The sequence below is a fragment of the Pseudomonas sp. TE12508 genome (assembly GCF_056279485.1).
This window is the reverse complement of sequence record NZ_JBWCCN010000002.1, coordinates 232,872-245,465: the sequence shown is the minus strand read 5'-3', so window position 1 is coordinate 245,465 and position 12,594 is coordinate 232,872. Positions and strand designations below refer to the sequence as shown.

Here is a 12,594-nt window from a genome sequence, read left to right as displayed (position 1 = left end):
GTAATCTCGGCAGCAGAGAAACCGGTCTCTTTTGCCAAGCGCTGGGCCGCCATCTTCAGGGTGGTCGCGTTAAACGTCGTCTTCTTCGACCAGGCGAAAATAGCCCGCCGATAGGCGCTGATAGTCCTTGTATTTCAGGCTCAGCAATTCCGCCTCGGTGAGCCCCAGCAGGCTGCTGAACAGCGACAATTCCTGTTTTTCATAGTCGCCATTGCCCGCCACCTTTGAGGCGCGCCAATCCATGACGCTGGGCGCACGCATCATCAGTTTGTCGGTCAGGACACCGCTGATCAGGGTTTTGTATTTGAGCGTTACGGTCACACCCTCATCGCTCAGCTTGAGCCAGCTCGGCAGCTCTTGGTCTTGGGTTACTTGAGTCATGTGCTTTTGTCCTTAGAGGCCGAGGGCCGAGCGTTCGGCGGCAGCTTGGTCGACACCGTCGACCACCATCACCATGTTGAGCGGGTCAATCTCGTACATGACCCGACCGTCGATCTCCAGCTTGTAGTAGACGAGCTTCACCGCGTGCTTGATTTCAGCCTTGTCGGCCGGTTTCCAGTCGCCCATGTCGACCTCTTTGATGCCGCCGCGCATGGTCACAATCACCGGCGTGACCACGCCCCGCAGGCCCTTGAAGGCACCGCGAAACACGAGATTGCAAGCGGTCTGATCGGCCAGGCCGAAGTACTTCAGCGCCTCGCGGCGCACGCCGTTGGTGGTAAACGCCGCTTCCAGCTTTTCCAGGCCCATGGCGATTTCGACCGGCGACAACATGCCGCCGCCCTGATAGTCGTCGGTCTTTTGGGTCAGCTTGGGCAGCGACAGGGTCGGCACGTCGCCGGCAAAGCTGACGCCGTCAACGAACGCGTTACAGTTGGAGAGAACTTGAGGAATCATCGAACGGCCCCCTTAGGCAGCTTCAAGAACTTCGGTCGCCCATTGATCGGTGACTTCGAAGAGGAAATTCGGGTTTTCCGCCGGCGGCACGTCAGTGAAACGGATGCGCCAGTAGACTTTGCCCTGCATGATTTGGCTGGCCGTGCTCATTTCGTCGTCGGCGTAGACTTCGAAATTGATCACCGCCCCCCGGTTCTTCTCGTCGCGCATGAACGCCTGAAGACCTTCGGTCACGTCCTTGACGTAGGTCTTGGTGATCGAGCGGTCGACCGCCCACTTGTGTCCGGCCTGGACCGCATCCATGAGGATGTCGCACGTCCGCACGCGAGTGATGAACGCCCATTTCGGATCGCTGGACAGCGTGCGGTTGCCCCACAAACGGAAACCGCCGTCACGAATGATCGTGGTGATATTCGCGTTGTTGAGCAGGTTGGCCCGGCAGGTGGCGTCGCCGTCCAGGTATTCGACCGGACGGCTCGTGCCGGTGATGCCGACAAATTCCTTGTTCGATGGCGACGCCCAGTAGCCGTACTCGGCATCGGTCCAGGCAAACAGCCCTGCCGTCCACGCCGAGCCCGGCGCATCCACCGTCGCACTCTCGACGGTGTCCCAGAACTGCACACCCGGATCGACCAGAAACAGCCGCTTGCTGCCGAAGTTCAAGGCGTAGGCCATGGCGGCCTCATCGGTGGTGTTCGGCCCGTCGATGATGGCGATCGCGCGCAACTTGCCGGCCAGGGCATCCATGGCGGTGGCCACGGCCTGCGTCGCTGAATGCCCCGGGGCAATCAACAGTTTGGGCTGGGCGTTGTGCTTGCTCTTGCCGTCCAGCAGCGCCTGAAGGCCGGTACGCTGACCATCGGCAAGCACGCCACCGATGATGGCGGATGTTTGCAGCGCGGCGTCTTCGAGTTTGGGTACGCCGACAGCGACGATGACCGCCTTGGCCCGCACATAGATCGCAGCCGCCGCCTTGGCGATGGCCGAACCCGCGCCGAACGCCGCGACGGCTTCGCGCTCGGAGGTGATCAACTTCAGTTCGCCGGCCTTGGCCGTGCCGCCGCCGAGGATGCCCGGGGTGAAGGTGTCGCACAGACCGATGATCGACGACGACGGCAGCGAAATAGTCCGCGCCCCGGTGTCGAGCAGCGTGGTCGTAACGCCGTGAAAGAAACTCATAAGGCAATCTCCAGAAACCAGAAAGCCCCGCATAAGCGAGGCTGTGAGGGATGTTCGTGTTACGCGTAACGGAAAAGAAAACGCCCCGTCAGTGCGGGGCGTTTATTGGACTTGGCCAGCAATCCAATTAGGCAGTGTCGGCCGGGCAGCATGACTCGGGAACTCAGGACTTAAAGGCCAATCACGAAGAGCCTGGATGTAATCCAGAAGCTCATTGAACTGATCGACGGAGAGCGTAGGCTCTCGCCTCCTGTCCTGCTCGTCACGGTGTCGCTCGCGCAACCACAGCACCCGCTCGATCTCACCGTCACGCCAACCACGCTCGACATCTGCCAGTGATTGGGCAGACGGATCGGTCAAAATTGGCAGCCCGAAATCATCGTGACCGCGCACTTTACCCGGTTCAGGATTGCCGATAACTTCAAGCAAACGAGCCTGCGTGATCAACACCGCGTCACCGGGCATATCCGCGTGCAGCCCTTCCAAATACGTGCAGCCAGTTGATTGGCTGTAATAGCTCTTCATAAGCGCTCCTTAGCGACCAATGGCGATGGCCCCGAAACTGCACGGCAGCATTGAGGTATATGCGGCGAATCCCGTCAGTGTTTTAGCACCCAGCGAGACGCTGCCAGGTGACGAACCGTTCACGCAGGTCAGCCATACCCCGAAGCAAGATGTTGGAAATGCCAGAGGAAATGTCGAGTTCGCACCTTGTGCCCCGGCGGTGGTAGTTCCGATCCATTGAATAATGAGACCGCCTAGCCACGATGGAAAAACGATATAGCCGTTAATGGCCAGGAGGATCGCGAAGCCAAACCGCAGCTTCTTGGGGGTGACAATCGTTGTATCGTCCGCGCCCGCTTCGACAAGCGACTGTGTTGCGATTTTTGCCGTGCCTTGATTTATTTCCGTGGCCTGATGCGCCAAAGCCGCCAGCGCGGCGATATCAATGTTTCCCTGATTGATCGGCGCGTTCCAGGCCTTGATGCACCACATCACCGCCAAGTTGCGCGGTCTAGCGGCACCACCGTGAGTGGTGGAAGGAGCGACTGTGAGCGGGGCAGACCCAGACTGTGTTGCTGTGTATCTAACGGTAGCGGCCGCCGGAGTCCCAGTAAAAACATCCCAACCGAGTCCCTCCTTGTCAGACGAGTTATGGACATAGATTACTTCGTCGGCCAGGTTGTTATCACCCGGAAGAAAGCTGCCGATTTGTGCACTGCCGATTGCTCGACCAGCATCAACACCGCGCCCATGATCCCAACCACGCAGGAACTCGCCGCGCGATTCTGGCAGGCGGAAGTTGCCGGCACCCTCATCGCCCTTGTTAAAGGCTGTGCCGAGGAACGTCGCCAGATCCGGATAGGCCGCAATGCTTTTGACGCTGCCGTCCAGCTCCAGAAACCCGGGAGCGACCTTGTCTAGTGGAAACGCCACCGTGGCCCCCACCGGCAACGCCGAGGCCTGCGCAATCATCGCCTCGATTTGGGTCTTGGTGTAGCTGTCCGTGATACCCATTCCGGCCAACGTGCTGGGGTTATCACCTGATACAACAATCCCGCGATCGTTGGTCTTGACTCGAGTCCATTCGCCGGGGGCCTTGTTCTTCGGCAGCACTTCCAGAATGGCCGCGTCGACGTAGGCCCGTGAGGCCAGCACAATCGCCGGATCGATCTTGAGCGTGATGTTGCCGGCGCTGGTGACGATGAAGTTCATCCGCACGATTTGCGTGCGGCCCGAGCCCTGCGACAGGATCGGCTTGAAGCTCGGCGCGCAGTTGGCCACCGCCACCAGATCGCCGTCCGCGTCGTACAGGCCGATTTCGCGAATCCACTTACCGCCCTCATCCGCCGGGATAATCTGCTCGGCGATCAGCACCGCCGGATTAACCGGATCGATCTTGAGCTGATTCAGCGGCCGGCGCCGCCATTCGTTGATTAGGGTGGTTTGCGCGGCATTGGGGATTGGGTCGGTGTTGTTGGCATCGCCCACGCCCATTTCGGTGATCTTCCAGGGAATACCGAGCGCGTCGGCGTTCGCCTGCTTGACCATGCCCACGTTCGTGAGGATGGCGAAAAACTGGGAATTCACATCAATCATGGTAAACGTCCAGGGTGTCTATGGAGTGTTCGCGCCCCACCACGCCGAAGCGGCCCGTGACCTCGATGTCACGCATCACCGGCGGGTAAACGTCGATTTCGTCGCCTTCGTACAGGGCGACACTGATGTTCAGATTGCCTTGGGTTTCGAGGCTGATCGCCAGCCCGGTCAGGTGCCGGGTCACGGGCTTGGCATCGTCGATCAGGCGCTCCAGCTCCTGATACATTTCCTCGGTGATCCCGGTATCCAGAACGCCGACCTTCAGCGCGAAGGTGCCCGGCACGCCCTTCGGCACCGTCTTGAACCACTCGACGATTTCGATCAGGTAGCCCAGGGGCTCGACCACCCGGCGCAAAGCGCCAATGGTCCCCTTGTGGGCATGGATGTAGAACGAGGCCTTGATCGCGGCGCGCTTGGTTGCTTCAGGCCACCGGTAATCCCAGCGATCGACCGACCACGCCCATGCCAGATGGGGCAGCAGATGCACCGGGCAGGTATCGGCGTTATAGAGCGTGCGCAGCGGCACAATCGTGCGCTCGTAAAACGTCGCCTCCAGGGCGCGCTCCAGTTGCGTGCTATTGCTGGGTAGCAGACTCCTCATGTCGCCCCCGCCATCGTCACGCTATAGTCGAAGCACCAGGCCGCCTGGGCCTTGGTCGGAGCCAGATCGACCCAGCCGGGCAACTCGACCCGGGAAACGCCGGCAACGTGCAACTGAGCGTCAATCGCCGAGCGCGCCACCTCAACCCCCAACCGCTTGCGCGGGTTGATCCAGGCCGCCAGTCGCTTGATGGCTTCGGCCAAACTGGCATCCCCTTCAGGCCCGGCGCTGCTCATGTGCAAAATGGCGTCGATGCGGTAGCGGATAATCTCCGCACTCTGCACCGTCACCCAGTCGGTCAGCGGCCGCACATCTTCATCATTCAGTGCCGTGTCCACGACGGCCAACAGCTCAGGGCCGGCCTCGCCTTCCCCTTCCGAACTCAGCACCGTTACCGTAACGCAGCACGGCGCCGGGCTTTCCGCCGTGGCATCCGCCACCAGCCCCGACGCGTTACGCGCATGCAGGATGTAGCTGTTACGCGGGCCGGCCGTGGTCAATCCCTCAAAGGCCAACTGGATGCGCTCGCGAAACGGGTCGTCCTTTTCCTTGATCTCTGGTACCGGCGGCACCGCTGTCAGATCCTCGGCCTGAATCACCAGACGCTTCAGATTGTAATTGGCCCCCAACTGGTCGAGGTCGCTGCCGATGGCATGGGCCAGTAACAGCGCCTTGGCGCCGTCGTTGACCCGGGCGCGGTTCCCGACCTTGATGTAAGCCCCGACCTCGATCACTTTGGTGACCGGGTCACTTTCCAGCGTCGCGGTCCAGTTGCTCCCCATGTAGCCACGAAAGACGCCCAGCCCTTCCTCATAGGTCGCCTCAAAGTCCAAAGGCTCCAGCACGTCCGGCGCCGGCAGGGCCGACAGATCCAGCAGACTCATACGCTGACCTCAACAAGAAACTCATCGCCGAGATAGTCGCCGGCAATGCTCAGATTGATTTGCCCGCCCAGCACCGACAGCACGCGCACGCGCTCCAGTTTCAGCCGCGGCTCCCAGCGTTCCAGAGCGCGGATGGCTTCCGCTTGCACGGAGCTTTTCCACCCCTCATTGACGGGCAAGTCCACGTAGGAGCGGACCTTGCTGCCGTACTCTGGCCGGTGCCGGCGGCTGCCCAGTGACGTGCCCAGGACGTCGCCCATGGACTGGCGCAGATGCTCGATGCCGGAAATGGGCTGGCCGGTGTGGCGATCCATTCCGATCATCTACATCACTCCTTCAGCGGCTCAAGCTCGGGGTGGGTCTTCAGGTACGCGACGGCCTGCTCATCGGAAACCGACACCTCGACACGCCCCTTGGCCACCGACAGCGTGCGATCACTGTCAGGGATGATCAGGGTGCGCGACGTATAAACCTTGTCGCGAAAGGTCAGCAGCAGATCCGCCGGCGACTGATCGGCGGCAGGCTGTTCGGTGGTCTTGGCCATGTTTTCTCCAGGCATAAAAAACCCGCACTGGGCGGGCTGGATGGGTTGTTGATTAATGCGTGTGATGGTTGTCGCTGGATCCTGCAGCGAGGATCGAGGCGCCACCGGTGATGTTCTGCGTTACGTGCAACGGTCCGTCGATTTCCACCGCCGCGACCAACTTGATCGCGGCCGATTTGACCGTCACCGAATCGGGCGTAAACGCGGCCTCGGTGCCGCCGACCTTCACCGTCACGGCGTTATCCGTAGCGGTGACCTCGGTGCTTCCGACCTTGATCGTTACCGTTCCGGTGGGCAGCGTGATGGTGTAGGTCTTGGCCTGCCAGTCGTAAATCAGCGAGCCCCCATCATCAAAGCGCCAGACCTCCACATGATCGCGGTTGTCCGGCTGGGCCCCGGCATTGCCATACAGACCCGGGATAAAGGTGCCCATGCCGGCCTGCCCGCTGGGATTGAACAACACCCCCTGCTCGCCCGGGGACGGCGCGCGCCAGTGTCGCGCCTTGCCGGCTGCGAGGCTGTGCCAGCGCACCCAGGCGCTGGTCCATTCACCATTGGACACCCGGACCATCGCCGCCGCCAGATCCACCCCGACCACCACGCAAGGCATCAGCATGGCGGCGATCATGCGGTCATGTTCCGCACTGGCGTAGCTCACGACAGATCCTCCGGCGCTACAAAATCCTCTTTGGCATCGTCATTGATGCCAACCATCAACGTACCCGGCGGCTCGTCCGGCCATGGCCATTCCTCAATACCCAAATAAATCTGGTGGGTCCACTCCACCAACCAGACCACATAGCCGTCGAGCTCCGGTTTGGTCCAGTCCTGTGTGGCCTGCACGAACTCGGCGGGCTCTACCTCCAAGCCCCAGGTTTGCAGGCGCAACAACACGGCCAATTGCGCCGCCAGGTGCGCGGCCTGCTGGCAGTGCTTCGGGCGGATCGGATCAACGATGATCCGCGCTTCGAACCGGCAAATCAGGCTGGTCTCGCCGGTACCGATATCAACACCCGGTTCCATTTCTGCCATTTCAATGAACACCACCGGCAATGCGATGCGGTCCTTGACGTCGGGCCACGCTGTGACCGCTTTGACGCCAGACAGATTGCTCACCAGGTGCTGCTCTATCGCGTGATAAAGCTGGTCCAGACTAAAAGACTCGTCAGACATGGGCCGTCCCCTTCAGGTACTTCTGCAGCTCAAAGTTGAGCTCCTGGTGCAGGATCTCCAGCAGACGCGCATCGGCCCGTTTGACCCAGGTGTCGAAGTGCGGACGGGCTTGCTCCAGCGATACTTTGGCTTTGGCCAACGGAAAGCGATCGCCGTTTTCCGCGACCCAACCCGAACTGGCACCACCGCCTCCCGACACTGTGCTGTCGGGATAGTCGTCCGCGTTGAAGTGCTTGCTCGCGGTGCGGATCCAGATGTCGGGTTTGTTGCCATAGACCTTCTTGAGGAAGGCCCCTTGATACCGCCGCCCGGCCACCGACACGCCGCTGCCGGACTGTCGTGCTCGCCCGATCCGGCTGGACTCGATCGCGTTGAGACCAAACCACAACTTGCCGCTCGTGGCTCCCCCGGACACCGGATAACTGCGCAGCCGCTGACGCACCGCCGCAACGGCGATGCGCTCTTGCCGGCTGACGGCGCGGGCAATGTGCGTGCGCAGCCAACCCAGCGTCTTGTTGATCGCTCGGCGATGCGCCGCTGCGGCTGCTTTCGGTACCAGCTTGGCGAAGTCCTGAAACGCTTTCAGGTCCGCAGCCGAGGATTGGATGGAGAGCATCCCGCCCCCCGCCGACGGTTTGAAGTAGCTGCCGACACTCATGCGCGCATCCTCAGGATCAGGGCGACCAGACCGTCACCGCTGGGCTCCAGCTGCAGCAGGTCGTACTCGCCACCACCGTCCAACTCAGGCAGTTCGATGGTGACCAGCAAACCTTGCTCCAGTCCGTGCGAGTCGCTGACGCGAATCTCGAAACGAGGCTCGCGCAGACCGGTGTTGAGCTTGCCGATCTTCGGCTGCAGCCAGGGCGCCGAGAACATACCCAGCACCGGCTCATCCCGGCCTTCGATCCGTGCGGTGTCGCCCAGGGTTTCGAACACCACCGCATCGACCTCGGCAATCAGATCGCGAAAGCCCATGGTCAGAGCTCCAATAGGATCTGCGCCAACGGTCGAGTGCATAGGTGCAAGGGGTTGGACTGGGCTTCACCGGCCATGCCTTTATTGAACGGCATCGGTTCGATCTTGCTGTAGTACGGCACGCCTTCGGTGTTGACCGTTTCCATGTAGTCAGCCGGCGCGAACACCGAGATGTAGAGATCCGGCACACCTTCGGGAATCAACAGCGCCTTGTCGTCATGGATGAAGGTGACGCCCGCAATCTTGCCGCGATAGCGTTCCCAGACGATGCCGCCATATTCGAAGCTTTCGCGAGCGTCACCGCGCAATGCCGCTGCCTGCTGGGTGTTAAGAAAGGTCTCTTTGACCTTTTCATGAGTGATCAGCTTGTTCCAGAAGTTCTTGCCACAGAACGCCCGGGCGCCACTACTGGTGATGCTACCCAGCGCGTCTTCTTGCAGATCGAGGGCTTCACCGCACTGGACGCGGACCTCGGTATCGGGGTTTGTGAGGCCCATCGACATTTTCTTGCGGGTGACACCGAAGACCTTGTAGATATCGAGCAAAACCGTTTTGCCGTCTGCGTCGAGAATCTGGCCATTGAGCGCACCCATGCGCTGGAATTCGTGCGTCGCATCGAGCTGTCGACGCGCTTTGGCCAGCCGTTTGTTGACCACGTCCTGCACAGCCTGCAACTCGGAACGGGTACCAAAAGCGCGGATGCCTTGAATCTCATCGGCCTTGATCGCAAAGCGCTGTGGCAGATGCACGGTGTTGAACGGGATCAGGTTGCGTTTGGTGCCAGACACCACCAGACCGGACGTGCCGCGCTCGCTCGCAGGTACCAAGGCCAAGGTGTCGCCGTCCTTCTCAATCTGCACCGTCAGGGTGGTGATGCCCTCCTCCTGGAACAAACCGAGGCTGCTGATGCGGCCCGGCAAGTATTCCTGTTCGTTGATCGCGGCGGTCAGCGAAGAGACCGAAAACGCGTCATCGTTAAAGATTTCAATGTCAGCCATGAAGCTATCTCCAGAAAGCAAAAAACCCGCACTCGGCGGGTTCGGTAATCAGGGGGATCGTCTTAGCGGACGATCAGGAAATGGGTGGCCAGCGCCTTTTCAGCGGCCGGATCCAGACCGGTGAGATGGGCTTCGCTGACCTCGGCCAAGCGCACCACGGCACGGCCGCGACGGACCACATCGGATTCGCCCAGCGGACCGTAGAGAATGGCGATAGCGTTTTCGCTGCCGTCTTCGGCGGTTGGGTTGTACGGGGCGAACTCACTGCTAATGCTCACCAGGCCGAGGATCTGCCCCGGCTCCAGCGCAGGCCCTGCCGCGACATTGATGGCTTCGCGGGAAATGGTGCCGGCGGCTTCGGACAGGAGGAACTCGCCCGCATGCATCGGCTCTCGTTGAATCGTCATCGTCTTGCTCCTGTAGCAGATTGAGGTTTAGCGGAGCGCGCGGCTTGGCGCGCCGACCAGATAGAGGGTTGATCGATTTGCTTGGCCTGCACCTTTGGCGGTGGGTCTGCGTCCAGCGGCAGGCTGTTGTCGATTTCGAAGCCCTTGCCGCTGCCGACGATCTTGTCGAACAGACGCGCCCGCACTGCCGGAGCATCCAAACCCGCCGCGACGTACTCGGCACTGAACTCCGGCAGTCGTGCGGCCACACAGAGGTCATTCACCGCCTTGGCCCGTGTCAGACCGGCCTGGACGATTTCTTCGCTTTCGAGATTGGTCGAACTGAGCAGCGGCGCGACCAGGTTGCTGATGCCCGCCTCCGCGCAACGCTGGGTGATCATCAAGGCCAACTTGGCAGCGTCGACTATGGTCGGTTCCGGTGGCGGGTTGTCTGGCTCTAACTCCGGATCAGGTTCAGGGGGCTCGTCGAGCTGGGCCAGCAATTCGGCCGGTGCGTGTTGATAACGCTGCAGCACACCACCCTGGCCGAGGCACGCCTTGACTTTGATGCCCTCACCGACTTCATCGGCCAAGCCCAACGCCACGGCTTCGTTGGCCGTCAGCCAAGTCTCTGCAGCGACCAATCGCCGCAACTCGACCTCATCAATCTCCGGCGCCTTCGCCTTGTAGGCCGCGATGATCGCTTCCATGGTTTGGTCGAGGACGTCGGCCACCTTGCGGAAGTCTTCGGCATCCCCTGCCGCGTAGGTCCATGGGTTGTGAATCATCAGCATGGCGTTGGCTGCGATCACGACCTTGTGTGCCCCGCAGACTGCGACGCTGGCCGCACTGGCAGCCAATGCATCGATTCGACCGGTGCAACGCTCGCCCAGACGCGACAGCGCGTTGTGCATGGCCAACCCATCAAACAGGTCGCCGCCGATGCTGTTGAACGCCGCGATCACCTGCGAGACGCCATCGTCCATGGCGCGCAGATCCTGCACGAACTGATTGGCGGTAATGCCCCAGGCACCGATCTCTCCATAGACGAAGACTTCGATGACTCGCTCGGCGGCTTCGCCGCTGGCTTGCAGGGCATACCAGGTTTTATCCTGTACCTGCACGCGTTGGCCCGCTCGGTTGTAAACGCGCGGGCGCGCTTTCTTGCTCATGGTTGCTCCTTGTCGTCGATGGGGACGAAAGCTTCGAGAGTGGTGTAATTGAGGCCTAGAGCTGTGGCCCGGGCCATATCGGCGGCGTTTTCCGCGTCGACCGTTTCCGCGTCGTAGCCGGTGCGCAGGACCATCTCGCTACGCGAGGCGAAGCCCGCTTGCACTTCCATCCGCCGGGCCTGCACGTCCTGCACCGGCTGGATGTAGGCCCAACCTTGTGGCACCCAACGTGTGCGCAGGTATTCGCGGCGACGCTGTGCGTAGTCTTCCAGCACCAGAGCGCCCGACAGCACCGCCATGTCCATCCAGGCAGCCCGAACCGGGCGGCAGAGCTGATGGACGTAAACGCTGAACTGCAGTTGTTCCAGGCGGCGTCGGAACTCGTTGAGCACCACGCGCAGCGCCCGGTCGTTGACCTCGCGCATGTCCCCCGTGAGGATCTCGTAGGGCGTGCCCGTTCCCGCCGCAGCGGCCATAAGTTGCTGCCGCATAAAGTCCGGGTAGTTGTTGCCGGCGTCCGGCGGTTTGGAGAATTCGACCTCTTCACCTGGCCCCAGCTCCTGCATGGTGCCGGGCTCCAGCGCCACCATCGGCGTGAAGCCGTCACGATCAAGGCTCAACGGTTGGCCGGTGACCGGGTCTCTCGGTACCGGTCCAGAGTCTTGCGGTGGTCGACTGATGAAGCCGGCAAACAGGTTGGCCACCTCCTGACGGAACAGCACCGCATCATCGTAATTGTCGAGGCTGCGCAGGCGTTTCAGCACCGGCGACAAGCGCGGCACACCGCGCAGCTGGCCCGGCTCGACCGGTTCGAAGATGTGCAACACCTGGGCGGCCGGCACGCGCACCAAATGGTTGTATCCGGCGTTCAGCGACGACGCATCACGCGGATGCGACAGGTACATCCAGTACGCCATGCGCTTGCCGCCCGGGGTGAACTCGATCCCGGCACGGATAATGTTGCCATCTCGGGTGGTCTCGAACTTGTCGTGGGGAACAAATTCCGGCGCCAGTGCCTGGATCTGCAACGGCACCGCTAGGCCCTCGTCCAGACTGCGCGGCCGCAAGCGAACAAAGCATTCGCCAGAGGTCTCGACCGTGCGAGCGATCAGAGCCTGCTGGCCGTAAAAGTCGGTGCGTTCATCGGCGTCCGACTCGTCGACCCAGTCCTCCCAGAGCTCCTGCAGCAACTTGCGCAGGGCTTCGTCGTCGGTTTTCGGTCGCGGCGTAATGCCGGTGCCGATCAGGTTACTGACACGCTTGTCGATCACGTTGAAGGCATACGGGTCATTGCGAACCGCTGCCCGTGAACGCGAGCGCAAGTTGCGCAGTGCCGGGGTGTTGATGCTGTTGATCCCGTTGTCGGGAGCATCCCAGCCAGTGGATCGGCGGCCCTCTCCGGCGCCTTCATAACTGGCCTTGATATTCGACGGCAGCAAGAATCCGTTACGGGTCAGCGTCGGATAGTGGCGGGCCATTAGACTCCTTTGCCTCCGTGGTACAGCCGGACCACGCGCGAACGCGGCCCGGCAGCATTGATCAGCGAGGAGCGGATCTCTTCGCGAGCCTTGAGCAGCTCGTCGACGGTGCGGTACTCCACGGTGCGGTCGGTGTAGCGCACGGTTTTCTCACCGCGAGCAATGGCCGCCTCAACCGCGTCGAGGTGCTTCTGGGTAAATGACATA

The 12,594-nt window shown here is 61.5% G+C and carries 18 protein-coding genes; all 18 read right to left on the bottom strand.

Annotation, left to right across the window (positions count from 1 at the left end):
• Positions 1 to 69: 69 nt before the first annotated feature.
• Positions 70 to 381: a phage tail assembly protein gene (locus ACZ9IM_RS03420; protein WP_123720930.1), complete on the bottom strand. Its 312-nt coding sequence runs from the start codon at positions 379 to 381 to the stop codon at positions 70 to 72.
• A 12-nt stretch (positions 382 to 393) separates the two neighbouring features.
• The gene (locus tag ACZ9IM_RS03415) at positions 394 to 897 is read right to left on the bottom strand and encodes a phage major tail tube protein (RefSeq protein ID WP_201059377.1); all 504 of its coding nucleotides are present in this window, start codon (positions 895 to 897) and stop codon (positions 394 to 396) included.
• A gap of 12 nt (positions 898 to 909) precedes the next feature.
• Positions 910 to 2,076 carry a phage tail sheath subtilisin-like domain-containing protein gene (locus ACZ9IM_RS03410; protein ID WP_476223373.1) on the bottom strand — a complete coding sequence of 389 codons (1,167 nt, stop codon included), beginning with the start codon at positions 2,074 to 2,076 and terminating at the stop codon, positions 910 to 912.
• Between the two features lie 102 nt (positions 2,077 to 2,178).
• Entirely contained in the window at positions 2,179 to 2,601 is a 423-nt protein-coding gene (locus ACZ9IM_RS03405) for a tail fiber assembly protein (RefSeq protein WP_476223372.1), read from the bottom strand.
• Positions 2,602 to 2,610: 9 nt separating this feature from the next.
• On the bottom strand, positions 2,611 to 4,176 hold the full coding sequence (locus ACZ9IM_RS03400; RefSeq protein ID WP_476223371.1) for a phage tail protein: 1,566 nt from the start codon (positions 4,174 to 4,176) through the stop codon (positions 2,611 to 2,613).
• Entirely contained in the window at positions 4,169 to 4,777 is a 609-nt protein-coding gene (locus ACZ9IM_RS03395; RefSeq protein WP_454246942.1) for a phage tail protein I, read from the bottom strand. Before ACZ9IM_RS03395 ends, ACZ9IM_RS03400 begins: the two co-directional genes overlap by 8 nt.
• A complete protein-coding gene (locus tag ACZ9IM_RS03390) occupies positions 4,774 to 5,661 on the bottom strand; it encodes a baseplate assembly protein (protein WP_476223370.1) in 888 nt (295 codons plus the stop codon). The genes ACZ9IM_RS03395 and ACZ9IM_RS03390 overlap by 4 nt, the downstream gene beginning before the upstream one ends.
• On the bottom strand, positions 5,658 to 5,984 hold the full coding sequence (locus ACZ9IM_RS03385; protein ID WP_476223369.1) for a GPW/gp25 family protein: 327 nt from the start codon (positions 5,982 to 5,984) through the stop codon (positions 5,658 to 5,660). The genes ACZ9IM_RS03390 and ACZ9IM_RS03385 overlap by 4 nt, the downstream gene beginning before the upstream one ends.
• A 5-nt stretch (positions 5,985 to 5,989) precedes the next feature.
• Complete coding sequence (locus tag ACZ9IM_RS03380; protein WP_476223368.1) at positions 5,990 to 6,205, bottom strand: hypothetical protein; 216 nt, start codon at positions 6,203 to 6,205, stop codon at positions 5,990 to 5,992.
• A gap of 52 nt (positions 6,206 to 6,257) precedes the next feature.
• Positions 6,258 to 6,863: a phage baseplate assembly protein V gene (locus tag ACZ9IM_RS03375; protein WP_476223367.1), complete on the bottom strand. Its 606-nt coding sequence runs from the start codon at positions 6,861 to 6,863 to the stop codon at positions 6,258 to 6,260.
• Entirely contained in the window at positions 6,860 to 7,378 is a 519-nt protein-coding gene (locus ACZ9IM_RS03370) for a hypothetical protein (protein WP_476223366.1), read from the bottom strand. The genes ACZ9IM_RS03375 and ACZ9IM_RS03370 overlap by 4 nt, the downstream gene beginning before the upstream one ends.
• Complete coding sequence (locus tag ACZ9IM_RS03365; RefSeq protein WP_476223365.1) at positions 7,371 to 8,036, bottom strand: hypothetical protein; 666 nt, start codon at positions 8,034 to 8,036, stop codon at positions 7,371 to 7,373. Before ACZ9IM_RS03365 ends, ACZ9IM_RS03370 begins: the two co-directional genes overlap by 8 nt.
• A complete protein-coding gene (locus tag ACZ9IM_RS03360; protein WP_429580558.1) occupies positions 8,033 to 8,353 on the bottom strand; it encodes a head-tail joining protein in 321 nt (106 codons plus the stop codon). Before ACZ9IM_RS03360 ends, ACZ9IM_RS03365 begins: the two co-directional genes overlap by 4 nt.
• 2 nt (positions 8,354 to 8,355) lie before the next feature.
• Positions 8,356 to 9,351 (bottom strand): major capsid protein, encoded by a 996-nt coding sequence (locus ACZ9IM_RS03355; protein ID WP_476223364.1) that lies wholly within the window; start codon positions 9,349 to 9,351, stop codon positions 8,356 to 8,358.
• 62 nt (positions 9,352 to 9,413) lie between these two features.
• Positions 9,414 to 9,758 carry a head decoration protein gene (locus ACZ9IM_RS03350; protein ID WP_476223363.1) on the bottom strand — a complete coding sequence of 115 codons (345 nt, stop codon included), beginning with the start codon at positions 9,756 to 9,758 and terminating at the stop codon, positions 9,414 to 9,416.
• Positions 9,755 to 10,909 carry a head maturation protease, ClpP-related gene (locus ACZ9IM_RS03345; RefSeq protein WP_476223362.1) on the bottom strand — a complete coding sequence of 385 codons (1,155 nt, stop codon included), beginning with the start codon at positions 10,907 to 10,909 and terminating at the stop codon, positions 9,755 to 9,757. The genes ACZ9IM_RS03350 and ACZ9IM_RS03345 overlap by 4 nt, the downstream gene beginning before the upstream one ends.
• On the bottom strand, positions 10,906 to 12,387 hold the full coding sequence (locus tag ACZ9IM_RS03340) for a phage portal protein (RefSeq protein WP_476223361.1): 1,482 nt from the start codon (positions 12,385 to 12,387) through the stop codon (positions 10,906 to 10,908). The genes ACZ9IM_RS03345 and ACZ9IM_RS03340 overlap by 4 nt, the downstream gene beginning before the upstream one ends.
• Positions 12,387 to 12,593, bottom strand: coding sequence for a phage head-tail joining protein (locus tag ACZ9IM_RS03335; protein WP_462026447.1), 207 nt, complete (start codon positions 12,591 to 12,593; stop codon positions 12,387 to 12,389). The genes ACZ9IM_RS03340 and ACZ9IM_RS03335 overlap by 1 nt, the downstream gene beginning before the upstream one ends.
• Position 12,594: the final 1 nt, after the last annotated feature.

Bases quoted from the DNA above. Each gene is read 5' to 3' on its own strand.
- ACZ9IM_RS03420 (WP_123720930.1), bottom strand. From the start codon at position 381: ATGACTCAAGTAACCCAAGACCAAGAGCTGCCGAGCTGGCTCAAGCTG.
- ACZ9IM_RS03415 (WP_201059377.1), bottom strand. From the start codon at position 897: ATGATTCCTCAAGTTCTCTCCAACTGTAACGCGTTCGTTGACGGCGTC.
- ACZ9IM_RS03410 (WP_476223373.1), bottom strand. From the start codon at position 2,076: ATGAGTTTCTTTCACGGCGTTACGACCACGCTGCTCGACACCGGGGCG.
- ACZ9IM_RS03405 (WP_476223372.1), bottom strand. From the start codon at position 2,601: ATGAAGAGCTATTACAGCCAATCAACTGGCTGCACGTATTTGGAAGGG.
- ACZ9IM_RS03400 (WP_476223371.1), bottom strand. From the start codon at position 4,176: ATGATTGATGTGAATTCCCAGTTTTTCGCCATCCTCACGAACGTGGGC.
- ACZ9IM_RS03395 (WP_454246942.1), bottom strand. From the start codon at position 4,777: ATGAGGAGTCTGCTACCCAGCAATAGCACGCAACTGGAGCGCGCCCTG.
- ACZ9IM_RS03390 (WP_476223370.1), bottom strand. From the start codon at position 5,661: ATGAGTCTGCTGGATCTGTCGGCCCTGCCGGCGCCGGACGTGCTGGAG.
- ACZ9IM_RS03385 (WP_476223369.1), bottom strand. From the start codon at position 5,984: ATGATCGGAATGGATCGCCACACCGGCCAGCCCATTTCCGGCATCGAG.
- ACZ9IM_RS03380 (WP_476223368.1), bottom strand. From the start codon at position 6,205: ATGGCCAAGACCACCGAACAGCCTGCCGCCGATCAGTCGCCGGCGGAT.
- ACZ9IM_RS03370 (WP_476223366.1), bottom strand. From the start codon at position 7,378: ATGTCTGACGAGTCTTTTAGTCTGGACCAGCTTTATCACGCGATAGAG.
- ACZ9IM_RS03365 (WP_476223365.1), bottom strand. From the start codon at position 8,036: ATGAGTGTCGGCAGCTACTTCAAACCGTCGGCGGGGGGCGGGATGCTC.
- ACZ9IM_RS03360 (WP_429580558.1), bottom strand. From the start codon at position 8,353: ATGGGCTTTCGCGATCTGATTGCCGAGGTCGATGCGGTGGTGTTCGAA.
- ACZ9IM_RS03355 (WP_476223364.1), bottom strand. From the start codon at position 9,351: ATGGCTGACATTGAAATCTTTAACGATGACGCGTTTTCGGTCTCTTCG.
- ACZ9IM_RS03350 (WP_476223363.1), bottom strand. From the start codon at position 9,758: ATGACGATTCAACGAGAGCCGATGCATGCGGGCGAGTTCCTCCTGTCC.
- ACZ9IM_RS03345 (WP_476223362.1), bottom strand. From the start codon at position 10,909: ATGAGCAAGAAAGCGCGCCCGCGCGTTTACAACCGAGCGGGCCAACGC.
- ACZ9IM_RS03340 (WP_476223361.1), bottom strand. From the start codon at position 12,387: ATGGCCCGCCACTATCCGACGCTGACCCGTAACGGATTCTTGCTGCCG.
- ACZ9IM_RS03335 (WP_462026447.1), bottom strand. From the start codon at position 12,593: ATGTCATTTACCCAGAAGCACCTCGACGCGGTTGAGGCGGCCATTGCT.